The organism is Rubinisphaera italica (assembly GCF_007859715.1).
Classification (GTDB): Bacteria; Planctomycetota; Planctomycetia; order Planctomycetales; family Planctomycetaceae; genus Rubinisphaera; species Rubinisphaera italica.
Window position 1 is genome coordinate 3666956 of sequence record NZ_SJPG01000001.1, and the last position, 20387, is coordinate 3687342.

The 20387-nt window shown below is 49.3% G+C and carries 18 protein-coding genes and 1 pseudogene; 8 read left to right on the forward strand and 11 right to left on the reverse strand.

The window, feature by feature from the left end; translation table 11 throughout:
* The 4 genes from Pan54_RS13655 to Pan54_RS13670 form a co-directional block, all read right to left on the reverse strand.
* A complete protein-coding gene (locus tag Pan54_RS13655; RefSeq protein ID WP_207310139.1) occupies window positions 1–1848 on the reverse strand; it encodes a cytochrome c oxidase subunit I in 1848 nt (615 codons plus the stop codon).
* A gap of 111 nt (window positions 1849–1959) precedes the next feature.
* Entirely contained in the window at window positions 1960–2754 is a 795-nt protein-coding gene (gene coxB, locus Pan54_RS13660; protein ID WP_146504006.1) for a cytochrome c oxidase subunit II, read from the reverse strand.
* 35 nt (window positions 2755–2789) lie between these two features.
* The gene (locus tag Pan54_RS13665) at window positions 2790–4328 is read right to left on the reverse strand and encodes a c-type cytochrome (protein ID WP_146504007.1); all 1539 of its coding nucleotides are present in this window, start codon (window positions 4326–4328) and stop codon (window positions 2790–2792) included.
* 195 nt (window positions 4329–4523) lie between these two features.
* The gene (locus Pan54_RS13670; protein WP_146504008.1) at window positions 4524–5909 is read right to left on the reverse strand and encodes a tRNA modification GTPase; all 1386 of its coding nucleotides are present in this window, start codon (window positions 5907–5909) and stop codon (window positions 4524–4526) included.
* A 230-nt stretch (window positions 5910–6139) separates the two neighbouring features.
* On the opposite strand from Pan54_RS13670, the gene Pan54_RS25890 reads away from it, so the two are divergent.
* From Pan54_RS25890 to Pan54_RS13685, 4 genes are all read left to right on the forward strand, one after another.
* On the forward strand, window positions 6140–6310 hold the full coding sequence (locus tag Pan54_RS25890; RefSeq protein ID WP_165441773.1) for a hypothetical protein: 171 nt from the start codon (window positions 6140–6142) through the stop codon (window positions 6308–6310).
* On the forward strand, window positions 6307–6687 hold the full coding sequence (locus Pan54_RS13675; protein WP_146504009.1) for a response regulator transcription factor: 381 nt from the start codon (window positions 6307–6309) through the stop codon (window positions 6685–6687). Before Pan54_RS25890 ends, Pan54_RS13675 begins: the two co-directional genes overlap by 4 nt.
* Before the next feature lie 105 nt (window positions 6688–6792).
* Window positions 6793–7833 (forward strand): hypothetical protein, encoded by a 1041-nt coding sequence (locus tag Pan54_RS13680; protein WP_146504010.1) that lies wholly within the window; start codon window positions 6793–6795, stop codon window positions 7831–7833.
* A gap of 131 nt (window positions 7834–7964) precedes the next feature.
* Entirely contained in the window at window positions 7965–8351 is a 387-nt protein-coding gene (locus Pan54_RS13685; protein ID WP_146504011.1) for a nuclear transport factor 2 family protein, read from the forward strand.
* A gap of 296 nt (window positions 8352–8647) precedes the next feature.
* Here Pan54_RS13685 and Pan54_RS13690 read toward each other — a convergent pair whose 3' ends face one another.
* Both Pan54_RS13690 and Pan54_RS13695 read right to left on the reverse strand, forming a co-directional pair.
* A complete protein-coding gene (locus tag Pan54_RS13690) occupies window positions 8648–9220 on the reverse strand; it encodes an ankyrin repeat domain-containing protein (RefSeq protein WP_146504012.1) in 573 nt (190 codons plus the stop codon).
* A gap of 9 nt (window positions 9221–9229) precedes the next feature.
* Entirely contained in the window at window positions 9230–10576 is a 1347-nt protein-coding gene (locus Pan54_RS13695) for a DUF1501 domain-containing protein (RefSeq protein ID WP_146504013.1), read from the reverse strand.
* Between Pan54_RS13695 and Pan54_RS25895 the strand changes: the two genes are divergently transcribed.
* The 3 genes from Pan54_RS25895 (at window position 10575) to Pan54_RS13705 (ending at window position 13057) form a co-directional block, all read left to right on the forward strand.
* The gene (locus tag Pan54_RS25895) at window positions 10575–10826 is read left to right on the forward strand and encodes a hypothetical protein (RefSeq protein ID WP_165441774.1); all 252 of its coding nucleotides are present in this window, start codon (window positions 10575–10577) and stop codon (window positions 10824–10826) included. The genes Pan54_RS13695 and Pan54_RS25895 overlap by 2 nt on opposite strands.
* Window positions 10827–10952: 126 nt before the next feature.
* Window positions 10953–12167 (forward strand): hypothetical protein, encoded by a 1215-nt coding sequence (locus Pan54_RS13700; protein WP_146504014.1) that lies wholly within the window; start codon window positions 10953–10955, stop codon window positions 12165–12167.
* 149 nt (window positions 12168–12316) lie between these two features.
* Window positions 12317–13057, forward strand: a complete 741-nt coding sequence (locus Pan54_RS13705) for an NTP transferase domain-containing protein (RefSeq protein ID WP_146504015.1) — start codon at window positions 12317–12319, stop codon at window positions 13055–13057.
* 569 nt (window positions 13058–13626) lie between these two features.
* On the opposite strand, the gene Pan54_RS13710 is transcribed toward Pan54_RS13705, so the two are convergent.
* From Pan54_RS13710 to Pan54_RS13730, 5 genes and pseudogenes are all read right to left on the reverse strand, one after another.
* Window positions 13627–14493, reverse strand: coding sequence for a DUF1559 domain-containing protein (locus Pan54_RS13710; protein ID WP_146504016.1), 867 nt, complete (start codon window positions 14491–14493; stop codon window positions 13627–13629).
* Between the two features lie 612 nt (window positions 14494–15105).
* Entirely contained in the window at window positions 15106–16560 is a 1455-nt protein-coding gene (locus tag Pan54_RS13715) for a sialidase family protein (protein ID WP_207310140.1), read from the reverse strand.
* Between the two features lie 419 nt (window positions 16561–16979).
* Window positions 16980–17435, reverse strand: a complete 456-nt coding sequence (locus Pan54_RS13720; RefSeq protein WP_165441775.1) for an SMI1/KNR4 family protein — start codon at window positions 17433–17435, stop codon at window positions 16980–16982.
* A gap of 10 nt (window positions 17436–17445) precedes the next feature.
* Window positions 17446–17535: pseudogene (locus Pan54_RS26815) on the reverse strand (HNH endonuclease); the annotation flags it as partial.
* 221 nt (window positions 17536–17756) lie between these two features.
* Window positions 17757–18677 (reverse strand): peptidylprolyl isomerase, encoded by a 921-nt coding sequence (locus tag Pan54_RS13730; protein ID WP_146504019.1) that lies wholly within the window; start codon window positions 18675–18677, stop codon window positions 17757–17759.
* Window positions 18678–18883: 206 nt separating this feature from the next.
* Here Pan54_RS13730 and glgC point away from each other — a divergent pair, with 206 nt between their 5' ends.
* On the forward strand, window positions 18884–20167 hold the full coding sequence (gene glgC, locus Pan54_RS13735; RefSeq protein WP_261343202.1) for a glucose-1-phosphate adenylyltransferase: 1284 nt from the start codon (window positions 18884–18886) through the stop codon (window positions 20165–20167).
* The last annotated feature ends 220 nt before the right edge of the window (window positions 20168–20387 follow it).

Below are 20387 nucleotides of genomic sequence, written 5' to 3' on the forward strand. Positions count from 1 at the left end.
TCACACTGTCGAAGTGAGTGTCGGGTCGTAAACTTCCCGCTCGGTTTGAGGCCAGTAATCTTTATCGAGATGGTCTGGACTACTGTATTCATAAGGCCCTCGATAAACGAGTGGCTGAGATTCAAAATTACCGTGGGGCGGTGGCGAAGGTGCCTGCCATTCCAGTCCGTTGGCATTCCAGGGATTCTTCGGAGCCTTCTTACCCCAGATCAGACTGCCAAACACATTGATCAACAACAGAAACTGAGCAGCCCCCATCAGAATTGCCGAGTAAGTCATAAACTGATTCAACGGCAGCAAATGCTCTAAATATTCATGCAGATATGGATTCGCGTATCGCCGTGGCATCCCTGCAATTCCCAGCATGTGCATCGGGAAGAAGGTGCCGTTCATGCCGATGAATGTCAAAACAAAATGCAACTTGCCCAGTCGCTCGCTCATCATCCGACCAAACATCTTCGGATACCAGAACTGGATCGCAGCAAAGATACCAAATAATGTTGCTCCAAACAGAATGTAATGGAAATGTGCGACAATAAAGTAAGTATCGTGGATATAAATATCGACCGGCACCGCAGCCATAAAGATCCCGCTCAACCCACCGACGATGAACATCGACACAAAAGCGACCGCATTGAGAGTCACAGTATTGAATTCAATATGCCCACCCCAGATCGTCCCGATCCAGTTGAACACCTTAATCGCCGAGGGCAGCGCGATCATGATGGTCGCCACCATGAAGGTCATTCCCAAGGCCGGGTTCATTCCAGAAATGAACATGTGATGCCCCCAGACGATAAACCCAAGACCCGCAATTGCAGACATCGAATAAATCATCGGGCGATATCCAAAAACCGGCTTTCTGCACATGCAGGAAAGCATATCTGAAATCATCCCCATGGCCGGGAGCAACATGATGTACACAGCTGGATGCGAATAAAACCAGAACAGATGCTGCCACAAAAGTGGCTGCCCACCACCGACAGTCGCCTCGGCATTGTTGATGACGATTCCAGCAGGAACGAAAAAGCATGTACCGAATTCACGATCAGCGATCAGCATCAAACCAGCTGCAGTCAGAACAGGCAAGGCGAATGCCTGTAAAATCGCGGTAATGAACATTGCCCAGATTGTGAGTGGCATGCGGAAAAACGTCATCCCCGGAGCCCGCATGTTGATGATCGTCGTCATGTAATTGATCGACCCCATCATCGAGGAGACCCCGACAAACGTGATGCCCAGGAGCCATAAGGTCTGGGCGAATCCCGAACCGGGAGCCGCATCATAAATCGCTGCGAGAATTGGATATGAAGTCCAACCCGCAGCAGGCCCACCCTCATAAAACAGGCTCAAACCGAAACAGAAAGTCGCTGGCCACATGAACCAGTAGCTCATCATATTCAGTTTCGGAAACGCCATATCGGGCGCACCGATCATCAGTGGAATCAGAAAGTTTCCAAAAGCCCCAGCCAGAATCGGGATAATGACCAGGAAAATCATCACAGTTCCGTGCATCGTAAAGAGCATGGTGTAAAACTCGGGTGTGATCTGACCGCCCGTTTCGGCAAAAAATGTCGTGTTCACGAAAGGCATTTGTGTATTCGGAAATGCCAGTTGCCAGCGAATCGCCAGTGCGAATGCTCCTCCGACAAGCATCAGGAGCAATGTCGAGAACAGGAACTGAATACCGATCACTTTATGGTCGGTCGAAAAGACGTACTTGCTGATCCACCAGCGATTATCAACATGGTGGTGGCCATGAGAATCACCAGAATCGCCGTGTTCTCCAGAGGTCTGGACTTCGCTGGTCACAGATTCACTTTCCGTTCTTGTTGTCGATCCCTGCATGATGCAGGCGAATTATTTTAAGGTCAGGCATGCCTGAGAGAATATAAAATTGACGTCCTTTTCGTCAGGCAGTGCCTGAACTACACCTGTCTTTTAAAATTACTTTTATTGCTATTCAACATAGCCATCTTCAAACTGTTCTTCATGAAGCGACTTCATATAAGCTTCGTACTCAGCAGGAGGATGGGCGATGACTTTCGCTCCCATTTTATAATGGCCCCATCCGCACAATTCGGCACAGACCAGAGGATATTCCCCGGGTTCTTTCGCCTCAAACCAAACCGGAATAATCATTCCGGGAACGGCGTCCTGCTTGATTCGCATCGTCGGCAGGAAGAAGGAATGCTGCACATCCTGAGTTCGTAATTGAATTGTGACGGGAGTACCAGCCGGGACATGCAATTCGTTCACTTGATACATATCATCGATTTGCGGCTTCCGTTCCAGTGTTTTTCCGGGAGCCGGGTAACGCATTCGCCATTCAAACTGACGGGCATTCACTTCGGCAATAATATTTGTTTTCGCGGCTTCGGGATAAGCAGAATTCATGCGAAATCCTGCCCAGGTTCGTGTCTGATACAATGCAAGAAACAGCAGGATAATTCCGGGAATAACCGTCCAGATCATTTCCAGTTTATGATTCCCATGGCTATACCAAGCACGGCGGTCTGCCGGTCTTGAGGAAGCAGTCCAGAGTACGTAACCAATCGCGACTTGCGTCCCGATGAAGACGACCGTGCAAATGATCAGAATCACATAAAACAGGTGATCGATCTCGACGCCGATGGTTGAATCGGAAAGTCCGTCTCCCGGAAATCCCCATTTCAGTCCCGGCGTCATCGCGCAGACAACCAGCGCCAACACCGGCCAGATCATCAGAAAAAATATCCACCACAAACGCTTCACAAAATACTCCCATCAGGCATAGGGGTTATTTATAATTATTCGATTAAACTAACAGCAGGACTCTCGCTGGCTTCCGATTTTGGCAACTTTGGCAAAGGCATCGTGTCTTCATGTGGAAGATACATCACATAGTTGACAATATCCCAAAGTTGCTGGTCCGTCAGTGATTTTCCGCCGAAGGCCGGCATCGGTGTCCCTTTGATGCCAACGTATAACCGCCGAAAAATATCAATCGGGCGTCGTCCGCCGCGATAAATGTCGCTCGTCAAATCCCGAGGCTTTAATGGGTTGAGCCAGTCATCATGCAGGCCAGGCAAACTGAATTCCCCTCCATCAGGACGCTTTTGCAATTGACGAGTTTGAAATCCATCCCCCTTGCCACCATCTCCATGGCAGGATGCACATTGAGCATCTTTTCCCAAATATAATAGGCGTCCATTTTCGATAGAAGTCAGAGAAGGATCCGCTGCAGAAGGGCCGTAAGGATCGGTCTGAGGAACGGAAGCGTGCACAATTGCATCTTCATCGTCGGCTTCCATCCAGGCATCCGCCAGATCCAACTGTCCAAAGAATGCGATTTCAGGATAGTCGACTGCCAGAAACTCGTTCATTTCCTCTTTGAAGTCGGACGTAATCTCTTCGATCTCTTTAGGATCCGTCTCGCCTTCGAGTTCATCTGCCAGAACTTTTTTGTTGAAATCGAGTCCAACTTCAACATTGAGCATGCCCTCGGTTTCCCCGCGCATCGCCAGAAATTTCACGTAATTAACGATTAAATCCAGGCTTTCCTCTGAGAGCAGTTTGAAGGAGGGCATGTAGGTACCGGGGATTCCTTCGATTAAAATATGCTTCAAATCAGCCGTTGAGACATGATCCCGTGAACCTGTCGAAGTGAATTTGAAGATGCCTTTTCGATAATCTCGCGGCTTCGGCTCCATATATCGAGCAGTTGGCCCATCGCCCGAACCCGAAACTCCATGACAATGCTGACAGTGTTGCTCGTAAAGAAACTGCCCCTGATGAAGCTTGTAATTCGGATTCGCCGCCAATTCCAGCCCCGGCTCAACCAACTCCAGATCCGGCAAAGCCTTTGAAAGCGTCAGCTTGCCAGACTCAGCATCATAAGCAGCAATCGTAATCCCATCCAATTCCGCAATCGGATCGGGAAGTTCTTCTTCGATCGCTTCCATCGTGACATCAAATTGATCTTCAGGATCAAAGAGAAACTGCAGTCGTTTACCCACCAGATCGACATCTGTTTCGACAGGCTCGATCAGTAACTCCGTTGGCTTTTCTGGATCAAAATCGGCGATTTCCAGTGTAATTTGACCACGATCGACTGGGAAAAATGCGGGGATGGTCGGCTGAGCGGGCGAGCCAAAACTGGAAACCAGCGTGTTTTTGACTTTCACTTCCGCTTCGGGGAGAAGTTCCTGTGTTTTCTCATTGAAAACAAAATCGCTCTCCACTTGATCACATCCACTCAGTCCAGCGACGACACACACCAGTAACAGCCAGAGTGAGGCAGTTGTTGGTTCGGGAATGAAATTTTGAGCGACAAATCTATTCAACATCGATTTCTCGGAGCATTATTTTACGGGGCAGGATATGGAATTGGCTGGAAATCACAGTTCAGACAGGTAATGAGTAATTTCCACAGGAGTAATTCCAAGTACAGCTTATTCTCCCGATCTGACGGTCAATATCAAGCCGCAAGGACTTGTCTATAGAGCCTTTGCGACAAAGTGACGCATAAACAAACAGCGATTTCACTTCCCGATGCAGAATCGACTGAACACAATATCAAGCAAGTCGTCCGTATGCACCTGTCCGAGAATCATTCCCAACTCACGCAAAGCTCCACGAATCTCCTCGGCGATCAATTCATCCCCTGCAGTCGTTTCTGCCAGTAATCGAGCAGAGTGAACATTCAATCGAGCCCGTTCCAGAGCATCCCGGCATCGAGCAGCACTCGAAGACAGCAATTCACTCCTCTGGCTTTTTCGCGATTCATATCGGTCAGCAATCAGCTGCCAAACTTCCTCGATTCCCGTATTCTTTTCGACACTGACCGCAATTTCACATTGTCCAGACGGCGATTCTCCCTGTAAATCCTCCTTGGTCCTGATTCTGACCACGGGGATTTCTACAGTCATCAACTCTGAGAAACGATTTTCATCATCGACCTGTTCCTCAGTACTCAAATTCGCAGAACTGCACCAGAGAATAAGGTCAGCTTGGGCAACCTGTTGCTGCCGATGGATTTGCGCTGAATGAGAGATGCCCGATTGATCCAGTTCCCAACCAGCCGTATCGAGAATTTCCAGTTGCATTCCAGAATGCGTGACGGTAGCCGAGAGATAGTCTGTGGTAGTGCCCGCGATATCGGAAATGAGGGCTTGTTGACCTGCCAGACAGTTAAACAGAGTGCTCTTCCCCGCATTCGGCAAACCAGCCAGCACAACACGGAAATGAACCCGATTCAACATGCGTCGCTCTGCCGATTCGCACATCGCAGCCAGTTCCGCTTCGATTCCGATCAGGCGTTGCAGAAAATCATGCCGATTGACGAAGTCGATATCTTCATCGACAAAGTCGAGCCCGGCTTCGAGATCGGCCAGATCCGAAAGTAGAGTATCCCGCATCGTTCGCATTGTGCTCGAGATGCCTCCCGCCAGCTGAGTTAACGCCTGATCCAACTCCCGTTCCGACTCCGCATCGATCACCCCCAACACCGCCTCCGCCTGCAGTAAAGACATTTTCCCTGCCAGCACCGATCGCATCGTAAATTCGCCGGGACGCGCAGGACGGATATCCCATTGATAGAGTTTAGTCAGCAGGCTTTCCAGAATGGGCGGCGATCCAATCGTATGAATCTCAGCCGTCGGCTGTCCTGTATAACTTTTCGTCCCCGGCCAGACGAGCAATGAAATAGGCAACGGAGCTTTGGACGCACCAAAAGGAATCGAACAGCAATAACGCTGAGCAATCCGACGGTGAATCTCCAGTTCAGGCTGAGCCTCACTCAGAAACTTCGCCAGAACTTCAAGCGTGTCGACACCACTGATCCGAATAATCCCTCGCCCCCCTGCCCCGGGCGGCGAAGCAATCGCGGCTATCGTCTGTTCGGTATCCAGTTCAGTCGTTGAGTACATTTTCAATTCTTTAGGTGTTATCTCTTTGTTTCAACTTGAGAATGGAACCGCAGATGAACGCGGATATACGCAGATGAATTTGATCCGCGTTTATCTGCGTCCATCCGCGGTTCAAAATTACGAGTGCGTCAAATTCGCCAGCAGCAGAATCTTATAGCACTCGAAGCAGGATTGCTGATATGATATTTATACACCAACACCATTTTTAATACCGAATCAGGCTCTGCGATATGGAAACGCTTGCTGCTCTCTGGCTGCCGATTTTTGTTATTTTGTTTACGATTACAATCGGGGCTCTTTCCTGGTTTGTGTTTGTCCGCTCGATTGATATTCCCTGGGACGATCGAAATCGTAGTCCGCAGGACAAATCACGGGAATCGAATCAGAAGAATCAATCATGACAGACGATCAGCCAACCAGCCCCGAAGGCCTGCTCTCCAGCAGTGATTTTTTTTTCACGACACGCATTGTCGATACCGCCGCCGCATTAAGCAAGTCGGTGCATGTCGCGACCGATATCACGGCGATTCACAAGAAATTAGAACATCGACAAATCGGCTTGTGGATTATCGATCTCGACTCAGCCGAATCCATGCTCGGCGAAGTCGCCGAGTTGACTGCACAATATCCCGACCTGCAAGTCATCGCTTTCGGCTCCCACGTCGAAGTCACCCGCCTCAAACAAGCCCGCCAAGCCGGCTGCCACCTCGTCGTCCCCCGCAGCAAAATGACAACGGATTTGGTGGAGTATTTGACGGAAAATTTGAACGGTGGATAATAATCAGGTAGGCTGGGTTAGCCGCAGGCGTAACCCAACAAAAGCTACGATTAATTCACTCTCGTTGGGTTAACGAATGCTTCATCTTACAAAGGAATGTAGGCGATGAATCTTTATCATTTGTGTCGGCTTGGATCAATAACGTGCATGCTCATTTGCATGTCGTGCCACTTCTCTCAACATGTGTTCTCTCAAGATTCGCAAAGTTCAAGTTTGCCAGCCGGTACGCCCAATAACGAACTTCGAACATTAGTATCCAATGCGATTGAATCCAACCATGCGTCGTTAGGGGGCTTGGAATGCACCGTCAAATGGAAAATTACACTGAATTTAGACGAGTCAACAGCAGAGGACTCCATCGATATCGGAGATTTTAAGTTGGTTGAAGCGAGAGTCGATCCCGAATATGAAAAATTCCGACTGACTCAGACATCGGATCCCATCCGCAAAGTTGTCTTATGTGGTAATAATCTACGAGCAGAATCGTATTTAGGGAATTACCACGAAAATGTGATTGCCACAAATGGAGAAGAGTTTCAAATCTTCATGCCCAAGTCAATGTTGAGTGACACTGAATCCGGACCGGTAATAGTCCGCACAAGTATGGACGACGGATCGATCGGCGGTATGCCACTTGTTGACCCGCGTGATTATGGGGCTCAAAGCGGTATCGGTCGAATGACTGACGCATTGACCAATTGGATCCTCGAATTTTCAAGTGAAGAGATCGACCCTAACACTGGAAGCCGGTATGTCCTGCTTGGCCTTAAGGAGAACAAACCTAGATTTCCTCATCTGGCCGAACGCTGGATGCTGAAGTGCGATCCGAAGTTTAATTATTTGCCGACTTCTGTTGTACAAAGACGAGGTGAGTTGTTCGAATCGAAATCGACTGTGGAATACACATCAATCCCCGATAAAGAGCAAGTTTATTTTCCAACGGGATCGGTCTTCATGAATCTTAAGGAACTGCAGGAAGATGAAACTGCGTTCGAAAACCCCCAGAACATTGTTTTTACCGTAAGCTTTCATGTTCACGACGTCAGAATCAACAATTCCCTTTGTGAGAAATCGCCTTTCCAGCCCGTTAAACGGGGGACGTTAGTAAGGGATTCAATTAAGGGTAAAATTTATACAGCTGAATAAACAGACTCAGAAAATAGCCATGTGTGTTGGGTTAGCCGCAGACTTAACCCAACACACATTATGATCAATTCACAATCGTTGAGTTACGCTTTGCTAACCCATCCTGCATAGCTATTTTGGAGATCAAAGAGATGAATGATCGACTTGACGATAATAAACAAAATGTGAAAGCATTTTACGACTTGATGTTCAACCAGTGCCGCCCTGCTGAGGCTGTAGAGAAGTATGTGGGTGAGAGTTACACCCAGCACAATCCTGGAGTGGCTGATGGCAAGGCAGCTTTCATTGAATACTTCGTGCGAATGGCAGAAGAATACCCCGGCAAGCAAGTCCAGTTCGTTCGGGTCATCGCTGAAGGGAATTATGTTGTACTGCATTGCCACCAAATCTGGCCGGGAGGCTCTGACTGGGCAGGCATCGATATTTTCCGCCTGGACGATAACAGCAAGATTGTCGAACACTGGGACGTTCTTCAAACTGTGCCAGAAGATTCAGCAAATGAAAATGGGATGTTTTGATATTAAGAGGAACTCTATTTACTTAGTCAAACGAACGTTCCAGACTTATCGTGAAGGTGAATACTTTGTAATTTCATTATGCCTAATCAGTGCAGTAGTGCAGTAGGGTGCGTCTAGACGCACCATTCACTCGAAGTTAGAACGCCGTCTTAACACCAGTTTAGTTGGTTCCACCGTTGAACTGGAGCATATTGAGATCGCCTGAAACTGATCGTTGATTGGACTCTGAAATCATAGCAAGGTGCGTCAGGACGCACCCTACAAAACTTAGCTCGAAGGCAATCAACAGTTGTTGATCAGAAAAGTTCACTTTGCATAAGTCCTCCTTTGGAACGAAGGAGATTAATTCCGATTGAACATTCACAACGCAGCATGACATCCAGATGTGTTCCCCAATCGTCTTCAATTCCGTTGACATCTGCAACGGAGTCAATCAGTAGTTCGGCTGCTGCCCATTGCTTCCAAGTGCATGCAAAGCCAAGAGGAAGTTCATTAACCTGATTTCGGGCATTACAATCTGCGCCATAGGCAATAAGTATGGATACCGTTTCGATATCCCCATCAGACGCTGCTTGCATCAATGGAGTGTTACAGTTTTTCCCCATTCGACAATCGGGATGCACTCCCCGTTCCAGCAACCAAGGCAGTAGAGTTCTATTCGACCAGATCGCCTTAAAGACGATTAAGGACTCATGTGAATTTAGGAGATTTTGAAATCTGTCAAGTAACAGTGAGAGTCGATTTCGATAATTGCGGCGAACGTAAAAATCAGCTAGATTAAATATACGTTGCTTTTTATGATATCCCTTGATTCTGATGTCGCCGTCAAACTCTGAGTCACAAATTTCAGCACTGGCTGGTACTTCCATCTTTCATTCTCACATCAACTCCGGCAGCGCATGATGTTGTTGATCGACCAGATATTGTGGGCGGCCTGAGAAATCATCCAATGTGATGGCGTGGGGATCTAGGCCCATGAATTTATAGAGGGAGGCGAAGACTTCGCCGAAGTGGATGGGGCGTTCAGTGATTTCTGCTCCGAGGCGATCAGTCGCGCCGATAACCTGTCCGGTGCGGAAGCCGCCGCCAGCCAGCAAGGCTCCGCCGACTTGGGGCCAGTGATCGCGGCCGGCATCTTTATTGATGCGGGGGGTGCGACCGAATTCACCCCAGGCCACCACGGCGACATCATCAGCCAAGCCCCGTTCGTGAAGATCGTTAATCAGAGCGGCCAACGCCTGATCGAACTGAGGTAGATGTGTTTTCTTCATACCATTGAAATGGTTACTGTGAAAATCCCAGCGGCCGAAATTCAGGGTCACTACGCGAGCACCGGCTTCAACAAGTCGACGAGCCATCAAAAAATGCTCGGGATTCGTCGGGGCACCATCGCCATAGTTTTTCTCACTGCCCTGATTGCCGTAGCGATCGCGGACTTCCTGAGGTTCCTTGGAAATATCGAGTGCATCGACCAGTTTACTGGAAGTGAGGATATCGAAGGCCTGCTGAGTTAGCAGATCGAGACCGGCCATTGTGCCCGAGGCATCCATATTGCGGCGGATTAAATCGAGCGAACTCAGCAACTCCTTGCGGCTCGAAAGGCGATTGCTATCGACCTGACCGAGGACCATATCTTTACGAGTCGGGCCAGAAGGTCGGAAAGCGGCATGGCCGACGCCGAGAAATCCGGGATGTCCGGGCGATCCATAGGGAGGATGTCTTGTATCGGGAGAGAGTCCGACAAATGCAGGAATCGCCGGGTTCGTTGGACCCTGGACGCGGGAAATGGTGGAACCGAGGGAAGGCCAGCCGCCGGGAGGCTGATTTTGCGTGGTGTGTCCCGTATAACAAATGAACGAATCGTGGGCTCCGTTAGGAGAACCATAAACCGAACGAAGTGGCACGCACTTATCCATCGCCTGAGCCAGATTTGGCAAATGCTCGCAAATCTGCAAGCCGGGGACGCTGGTTTCGATAGGCCGATATTCGCCGCGAATTTCCGAAGGGGCATCCATTTTCAGATCGTACATGTCCTGATGAGAGGGAGCTCCGCACATGTAAATCATGATGATCGATTTTTGAGACTTCCCAAGCCCCGCACGCGATTCTGCCTGTAACAGTTGCGGCAAACTGAGCCCGCCCAACCCGAGGCCCCCTATTTTGAGAGCGTCTCGACGAGAAATTCCATCGCAAAGTTTATGACTACGGCCGGCAATATTCAGCATGGTAGGTGGCCCTGTTTATCTGGTGGGAAGCGCGGAAGGTGTTTATAGGCTAACACTTACATCGGCAGCGTTCAATATGAGACTTGTGCTTTTTACAATTCTCGGGCAAATTGATTATGACCATCAGAAAGCAGAAATTTCATTAAAGTTGACTGAAAAAACGCTAAAACGCCTTAGAAACAGGGCAAATCGCTCATTGAGTTTTGCAGGAACTGCGGTTATCGACATGAATAGCTTGAATCAATCTTGACCTGTTTTCGATATTTCACGAAATTTCCGCTCCATCACTGTTTCAGGGTGGGGCGACCGGGCCTGTCTTTTGTCGTCATTCAACTGGAACTCTGCCACCTCTTTTGAAATCAATCAGGGACAGACCGTGAATCCTGCATTCTTCGCTCTACCATCACTTATCCTGGCACTTCCCTTCGCAGTGGAAGTCGCTTTGTCTGCGCCAATTGTTGAGGCACCGACTCAGGAGTCGCCTAACTTCGGACTGCATCCGGAATTCGATCTCGTAATTCGCGGACAATCTCCGCAAACCTACGATCTCGGCCCGGGCACACAAACGCAGATCGCGCCGCAGTTCGATCCGAACATGGGTTCCTATCCAAACTCAGGTCAAATCTATGGCGGACAACCTGTTCCCCAGGGATACGATCCGTTCATGGCTTCGCCGTATGCCGGTGCGACGGGCGATCCGATGGCTGGTCAGTTCGGCTATGGAGTCGTTGGACCTCAACCGGTTCGACTCGGCTGGTCGACACACTTCGATTTTGCCTGGTTGGGCGAAGCTGATCTGCAGCAAGGCCCGGTGGCCGGCCAGCAGGGAAGTTTGACTCAATACGAATACAACTTTCGGTTCGACAATATCACGATGGCTCCGAATGGCTGGACCTGGAAACAGTCTCCTGAAATTAACTACACAGAAATGAACTTCAAAAATATTGAAGCCTCTCAATTGGCCGACCCCGTTGTCGCCCCTCCAGCTGGAGTCCCCGTTGCAATAGCCGACAATTACTATCGTCTGGGTTATCGACTGGAAACAACATCGCCTCAGTACGGACTGGCCAGCTGGCGATTGGGATTCACTCCTTCGATCAATTCCGATTTTGAACGTCAACTCAATTCCAAAGCCTGGAACTTCGATGCCGATGTGACTTCGTACATCCGCACAAGCCCGAATTTAATGTTTGTCGCTGGTGTGTTGTATTGGGATCGAGCCGAGGACATTATCCTGCCGAATGCCGGTGTGGTCTGGAATCCCAACGAGTTCTGGGAAATCCGTGCGACCTTCCCGAAATCGCGAGCAGAGGTTTTCGTGGGAACACCGTTTGGCCTGGCAACCTGGATGTACATGGGAGCTGAGTACGATGTTCAATCGTGGCAAGCCGGAGAAATCAGTGGCAATGCCCAACTCCAAACCGAAGAATGGCGCGCGTTTGCCGGTTTCCGCTGGGAAAGCTGTGCCTGGGAATCGTATCTCGATTTCGGCTATGCGTTTGATCGCGAATACAGCGTCCACGGCCTGAGCTCTGTCGTCCCACTCGATCCCGGCGAAACCTTCATGATTCGCTATGGAATGTCTTACTAGTCGAGAGTCCAGGGTCTAGTGCCTTGAGGGCATTGGACCTCATGGATTTTTCATCGCCGATTTACATAACATACGAATTCGTAAGTCAGGCTACATGCCTGACTTTTTTTATTCCCCCCTGCCCCTAAACTCAAGTCTCTGGACCAATCATGTCTGACTCACCTGTTGCGATTATTCTGGCTGCCGGGAAAAGTACCCGGATGAAATCGGAGACACCGAAAGTTCTGCATCAGGTTTGCGGCCAGTCGATGATCGATCATGTGATTAACGCGGTTCGTGAAACCGGCGTTCAGAAAATCGTGGTCATCGTGGGTCACAAAGCCGACGAAGTCAAAGCGGCTCTCGATCATCACTCAGATGTCGTGTTTGCATTGCAAGCCGAACAAAAAGGAACCGGTCACGCGGTCATGATGGCCGAAGAAGCTCTCAAAGATCACACAGGTTCCGTTCTGGTTCTGGCTGGTGATACGCCGTTACTCAAAGGCTCGTCATTACAAAAACTGCTCGATGTTCAGCAGGAAAACGGAGCGGCTTGCATCGTGGGAACGGCGATCACCGAGAACAATCATGGCCTTGGTCGGATTGTCCGCGATGAAGCTGGTAAATTTCTGAAAATCGTCGAGCACAAAGATGCCAGCGAAGTCGAATTGCAGATTCAGGAAATCAACACCGGCTGCTTCGCATTTCAAACCCAGTCCCTCTTCGCGGCTCTGAAAAAACTCCGCCCGGAAAACCAGCAGGCCGAATATTACCTGACCGACTGTGCCGAAATTCTGCTCAATGAAGGCAAAACCGTTCTAGCCGCCAACACCCTCGACATCCAGGAAGCAATGGGCGTCAACACGCAGGATCAGCTGGCCGAAGTCGAAAAAGTGATGCTGAACCGGTAGTTTCTCATTTGATGTGGCACGCCCAGAATGATGGCGTGGTTAGCATGCTCTGGACTACGCTTTTCACACTACTCAGGGACTTGTCACCAATATCGTTGATCCCCGCAGGATAGCCCCGAAAGATTCTGTCGGGGCGGCAAAGCCGCAAGTTACCTGCCGTGATAGTCAATCCTCAAACGCCTGCCTCTTGTGGCATTGCCACACAGTTAGCTGCTTCGCATCAACCTGTGCCACCCGCGGAAAAGCTGCTTTCTCAACTCAAAAACGAGCTTTTACTGATTTTCTGTCTTTCTGGAAAAGTAGGAAGGCAGGCAGGAGCCTGCCCTACGTGGCTGTGCTTCGACCCCAGCCACCCGTCGGGCCTACCTGCTGACGCCACGTGATCAGACAATGCCAATTGTTGGAAATCGCGAGATTCGGAGAAAGAAGTGACAAGCCCCCCGTTATGATGCCAGTTTTAAGGTCATATTTCTGAAAGGAACTCACCTCTGCCTAAACATGCAAACTCCTCAAGAATTTTTATATTATTGAGGAGTTTGCATTGTTGTCCAAGCAGGCAGAAATGCGGCTTAATATTCACCAATAACTTCTTCACCATCTTTAGTTCCCAGTGCGACATAAAGGGGGCCGTCGATATTTTCCGAAACGAACCTGACTGCCCCATCAGCGAGAAGAAACTGGCAACCCCCGGTATGCTTACTGTTGAAAGCTTCCGGTTCAGTTCCGTTGATGCGCCAGCCTGCTGTGTCAGTAATATTTGCAGAATTATCATGAACATCGCTGACAATACCCATCCATAGCCCTCCTCTATAGGTTCCTGTTGTCCCAGCTTCACCTATCAGAAAAGTATTGCTGGTACCATCTGTGATGTCCCGAATTCTGGTTCTAATACTACTTGTTCCAAATGCAAAGGCATTGTTGGATGCGTCCCGAGTCACGGCTTTATAGTTGGATTTTCCACGACTGCTAATTTTCGTGTTAAGCCCACCCCCCGGATCTGAAGGACAATTGTAAGTGTTAATAATGGTATTTGCCCCCTGTCCTGCTGCCACCAATGCGGGAGTGCTGTTCCAGCGAGTACAGTCAGAAGCCCCTTTGGAATTCAGGTCATCATAAAGCGCAGCTTGCTCGATGTAAGGGAGAATGTGAAATCCCCAGCCATTAAACATGTCCAGTGTCGAAGCAGCATCTGTGCTGCAGGACCCTGGAGCTGTGTTGTAGCCGTAAGGGAAAATTTGATGGACATCGTGGTAATTATGCATCGCTAAGCCAAGTTGTTTCAGATTGTTCTTACAGGAAGAACGTCGAGCCGCTTCGCGTGCCTGTTGAACCGCTGGAAGCAATAAAGCCACCAGAATGGCAATAATTGCGATCACCACCAATAGTTCAATCAGCGTAAAAGCTTTTCGAGTAATCTTTCGACGTAGATTCATCATACGTTAGGCCTTTGAATAAAGCTAAAGAAGGGGATTGATAGAATTGACCATCCTGAAACACAAGAATATTTGTACAGAATAACACAATCATCTAGGATTTTGGAGTCAAATTTCGTGCATATTTATTATTTTGAACTAATCATGTCTCATGACATCTTCGATATCGATGAACGAGTTACTTGGAGTGAGAATCGTGCCCCCCAGTTTTTACGCGTAGAAACAAGCACAAAGCATAGTTAACATTAAAGATCACCGCTTAACCGCAACGCGGGTGGGCCGACCGACTTTGTCGGTTGGGTGCTGAAAGCACAAGATGTCTCACCGTTCGCTCTGCATGTTTATTGAACGGCAAATTATCTTCAATCTCCAAACTACGAGGCCAGTTCTGACGTTTTCTCGCTTGAGAACGCGAGGAAGTGAATCTGCTTCTCGTTATCGACACTAAGTTTAACCATTGGTTGACTTTGGGGATTGATGGACATCCCTCAAAATAAGAACCTGCAGGGTGGTTTCACCTTTTCGCTTCGCGACCAACCGACAAAGTCAGTCGGGCCACCCTGCGAATCGCAAAATCATCTTGCTCTTGCGAGCCTGTGACACCTGTCTGACTGCTCATTTATTTTTAAGTTCATCTGGCTGAACACTCTCTTCTCCTGTAATGGGGAACTCAGAAACCATCACCGAAGTATCAGGAGCTTTGCCTGAATAGAAGGAAATGTAATGGTTGTTTCCGAGTGCCGTCGCGTTTGCGTTGCCGGAATCCCAGGCGATTGGGCTGGCGATGGTGATGGCTTCGGAGTCGGGCCAGTTGAGAGGATGTTCGAAAACGCTCTCGGGATCGACGACGCGACAACGAAGGATTCCTCTGCCGCGTTCGTAATAGTAGTTGCTCAGCAACCCGGTTTCTTCGTCGAGGATCAGGCTGGGAGTGGAAGCAGAGATATCGCTGATGTTCGTTTGAGTTTTCGTCCAGGTCTTACCGTAATCTGAAGAGACTAACTGAAATTGAGCGGGGCCGGTTTCCGTTCTGCCGATCGCGAGAATCCGACCATTGCCGAGATAAACCGCAGAGGGTTCCGTCGGCCAGTTTGGTTTGGTCAGTTCGGTCTCGACAGGGGTTTGTGTCCAGGTTAAACCATCATCCTTGCTGGTCAGCGTGCCCCACGATTGGTTCGGTTTGTCACTGTAATCTCCAGCGAACCACAAAGCCATCAACCCGACATCGGGGACTGAAAAGACGTCAGTAATCTGCATCGGCTGAATGGCGAGTTCCGGTGTTGCGATCCGTGTGAAGCTCACTCCATCGGTGGTGCGGTAAAGGTCGTGATTCCAGTCCTTTCCGATGCGTCTTACCCAGAGTAGCATCGCTCCTGCGGAATCCAGTCCCTTACCGACAGTGACTTCTCCATAGCCCAGAGTCTCGGCGACAATGGTTTCGGCTGTCCAGGTTTTTCCGCCGTCCATGGAGGTGCGAGCATAGACGCCGCGGGCGTCTTCGTGAATTGTATGAGCTGAACCTCGGCTGTAAGTACAGACTAATTTCTCATCGAGAGCCTGAATCATTGGCCATGAGTTATAGCCGGGCACATCCTGCACGATACGGGGCTCTGCGAGAGCTTTTAGAGGTGTCACCTTGACCATTGCCAATCCAGTTGGACGGGTGAATGTATCCCCCGCATCGCCCGGTTCTCGCTGAATGCGAATCCACAGCGGAGCCTCCGGTTCAACTTCATACCAGGATTCCAAGACAATATTTCGTGAATAGAAAGGACCGGCTGGAAGTGCAGTTCGGACTGTCTTGCCAAGATGATACCGGGACGTGAATGGGGCTCCTTCGATCATTTGAGACAGATGAACTCGATAGACATCCTCAAACTCTGGACTGGTTGTCGGGTCATTCGACGTTACAGTAATTTCAACTTTGATTGCAGCGCATTCCTTTGAAAAGCCGGTCACGACACCAGCTACGGACTGGCCGGTTGTGCCTCCCGAGAGTGACCACACCGGAATATGGGTTGAACCACTGGACATCAGAACCAAAGATGGTTTGCCTGTTGCAATCGACAAGTTGTTTGCTGCGAGGAATCTTGGTGCACCAATCGAGTTATCCGATCCTTGTGCTTCGATGTTTCGAGAATTTTTCGTGGTAATCGTTGCTTGATCTTCTGCATGCGAATTCGTAATCAGAATGGAAATCAGAGCGATTGGTAAGAGAGTTGCTTGCAGAGATCTGAATAATATTCTGTGCGATGTTGTTTCCGAGTGATAATTCATAGTTTTGTATTCCTTGGTAGCATGCATGCCGAGTGCATATCCACGCTTGCCGAGGGCATGCTGAATGCAGTATTGGGGGCAACTTCGGGCAAGCCCAATCTGACTCGATTTACATGTTTGTTATTGTGCGTTCATTTGAAAGAATAACTTCCAAATTGTATTCGACACGCATTGCATGCTCACACAAGTGTGAGCATGGCACCCGGCAGGCGTCAATCAAGATTCACTTCATACAGTCCATCAAGGAAGTCATCGAATGAATCGGCAATCGCAGAAACATTCGAATAGTTTGGTGGGCCTTGGTCCATCTCCGTTTCGTGGTCCCAAAAAAAGATCCTCCCCATATTGCTGCCGCCAGTGCCTATGCAAACAAGATTACCACCTGGGTCATGAGCAATTGGGAAAAGGTCGTTAGGGATTCGAGACTCGTATGTCTTCATATAGTTCTCTAAATTGCTATGTGATCCCACCTCAACACCCAAAAACCGATGAACCGACGAGCCGTCCTCTGAACCAACGAGTGTAAACGCATCCGGTACTGGATAACCACCGTTGTGAGTTAGCAGAAATTGGCGGAAGGCAGACGGCAACGCAACGCCCCATTGCATTTCCAGGTCCGCCAGCCGTTCTTCGTTCAATCCGCCAGTAGCGTCCTCAATTGTTGCCATAATAGTCTCCTTAGCCATATTTGTTCGTTGCTATTCCGCCAGTGTGCTTGATGGCATCGTGAAGATCGGTAGGAAGTAGCTGCATGCGCCCGCAATCTTGTTGATGATGTCAAGTACATCCCTGTGGCGTTCTGCAGTGGCGATACCACAAGAGGTTAGTCACATTCGCCCCAGTCTATGGGAATTCCAACAGTGCGTTGTTGTTCATACCACCTGAATGTCGCCTGATTTTGTATTCAAAGTTGAATACAACACTGCTGGGCAAGCCAGTAGTGGCACCCGTTAGGTGACATTAAGCGGTGACAGAGCACTATTAATGACCTACGGCAATTCAGAATAACTGATATTGCCTTCTGCTTTTAAGCGTTTGACCGTTTCCTGCCAGAGTTGTTTGTCGAAGTGTTCGAGGATTTGTGGGCGGGCGTCTTCCGGGGTGAGTTGGCCGGGGATGACTTTATCGACTTTGAGCAGATGCACGCCGTAGACGCTGCGGAAGGGTTCGCTCATTTCTCCTTCTGGAGTTTGAAAGGCAACCTCAACAATTTGCTTTGGCATCTGGCCGGTGAAGGCGAAGGTTCCGATCAGCCCTCCCTGTTTAGCCGTGGGGGCTTCTGACATTCTGCGAGCGACGTCTGCAAAACTGACTCCATTTTTGCCGACCGTCTGACTGGAATTTCTTAGTTTTCGCAGAGCAACTTCAACTTCAGATTCACTCGCATCGCGTGGCAGTTTGAGGAAAATCTGGCTGACGGTTCGTTTTGTGCCATCGAGTTCCTGCTGATGTTGCTGAAAGTATTCGCTGATCTGACCATCGGTCAAAACTTGTCGCACATAGCGTTGCCAGGCGAGTGGCAGTGAGATTTCTTTGCGCAACTGTTCGCGGGTGAGGTGTAGATTTTCGAGGGCCTGGTCGGGATCGCCTTCCTGAGCCAGAATCTTTTCGACGTGATTCATACGGCGTTCGACCAGCAGTTTTGGAGCAGTGATGCCACGCGATTTGAGGAATTGATCGATCAATGTCCGCTCGACCAATCGTTCCCGCATCCGCTCGAACGTTTCGCGATTGTCGTTGCCATAAACCCCCAGCGTCTTCATGGCTTCGTTGACCTGATACTCGGTGATTACTTTCCCATTCACTTCTGCAGCCGGTCGAGATTGCTGAGCGAAAGCTGTAGTTGGTTGAGCAATCCCTATCGACAGTCCGATGAATGCCAGGAGAACAGTGGTCGTCAATTCATTCATGAAAGAAGCCCGGGTGAGGTTAGAGATTAGCGGGAGAGGTTAGAGTGTTTGATTCATGGTCTAATAGCCTTTGAAAAGCATATTGGAAGAGTAACGTAAATCCATTCCGTAGTTCAAACCTGAACACCACCTTCAACCTTCCGCCTTCCGCCTTCAAAAAATTCCCGACTTGCCAAAGACGCATCAACAAATCTACAATCTTTGTTATAGCAAGCGTTCAACATACAACTCCAGTTCAGGCGGGCAGCATGATGCGACGGGATGTGGCATTGATTTTGGCGGGTGGCAAGGGAAGCCGGCTGGAACCGTTGACGCGGGACCGAGCTAAGCCGGCGGTGCCGTTTGGAGGGAGTTATCGCATCATCGACTTTACGTTGTCGAACTGTCTGAACAGCGGATTGCGACGAATTCTGGTTTTCACTCAGTATAAAGCGGCCAGTCTCGACAGGCATATCAATCAGGCGTGGCGGTTTTTGTGTCGGGAGTTGGATGAATATGTCGACATACTTTCTCCTCAGCAACGACTCGACGAGCAGTGGTATCAGGGGACAGCCGATGCGGTTTATCAGAACATCTACTCGATTGAGAAAACACGAGCCGACAATGTGCTGATTCTTTCGGGCGATCACATTTATAAGATGGATTACTCCGAAATGCTCGACCGGCACGTCGAAGCCTCCGCTTCGGTTTCAATTGCCTGTCTGCCGGTTTCGCTGGAAGAGGGGCGGCAGTTTGGTGTGATGTCTGTCGATGATTGTGGTCGCGTGATCGACTTTCAGGAGAAGCCCGCCAAACCACAGCCGCTGCCGAACGATCCGACGAAATGCCTGGCTTCGATGGGCGTGTATGCGTTTCAGTCTGATTTTCTGTACGAAGAACTCTGCCGCGATGCGACTCTCCGCGGGAGCAGTCACGACTTCGGAAAAGATATTATTCCCCGCATCATTCACGAACATCACGTGCAGGCATTTCCGTTTCAGGATAAAAATACGGGGGAATCGGCTTACTGGCGGGACGTCGGCACTATCGATTCCTATTATGCCGCCAATATGGACCTGATCTCCGTCGATCCGCAATTGAATCTGTATGATCAAAGCTGGCCGATACGCAGCTATCAACCGTTGTTGCCGCCACCAAAATTTGTATTCGCTCAAAAGAAGCAGTCCCCCCCACGAGTTGGAGAGGCAATCGACAGTCTGGTCTGCACAGGCTCAATCCTGTCCGGAGGTCGGGCTGAAGGCTCGATCATTTCGTCGAATGTGCGGATCAACAGTTGGGCGACGGTCGAAAATTCGATCCTGTTCGACAATGTCATCGTCGGCAGACATGCCCACATTCGAAATGCGATCATTGATAAAGGCGTGGTCATCCCCGAGCATTTCCGAATTGGTTTTGATCAAAACGAAGACCGACGCAATGGATTCACTATTAGTGAAAATGGGATCGCAGTTATTGGAAAAATTGGCTCTCTGGCAGAACTTTCCACTTGAGAAAATTTCCTCTCATTCGCTTAATTTTCTCAATCGCGTCTCAAGAAATCCTTACAGATTACCCAGTCTCCCCGCTCTTCCGTTCTGTCGAACATTAGGCAGAATGAATATGTTCGAGTTGCAGGCATTTTTCAGGAAAATTGGATTTCATCGGGCATAGGTCGATATACTAATAGGAGTTGAGAATTCTCGCATTTTTGCGACATTCTCCTCGGGTTGT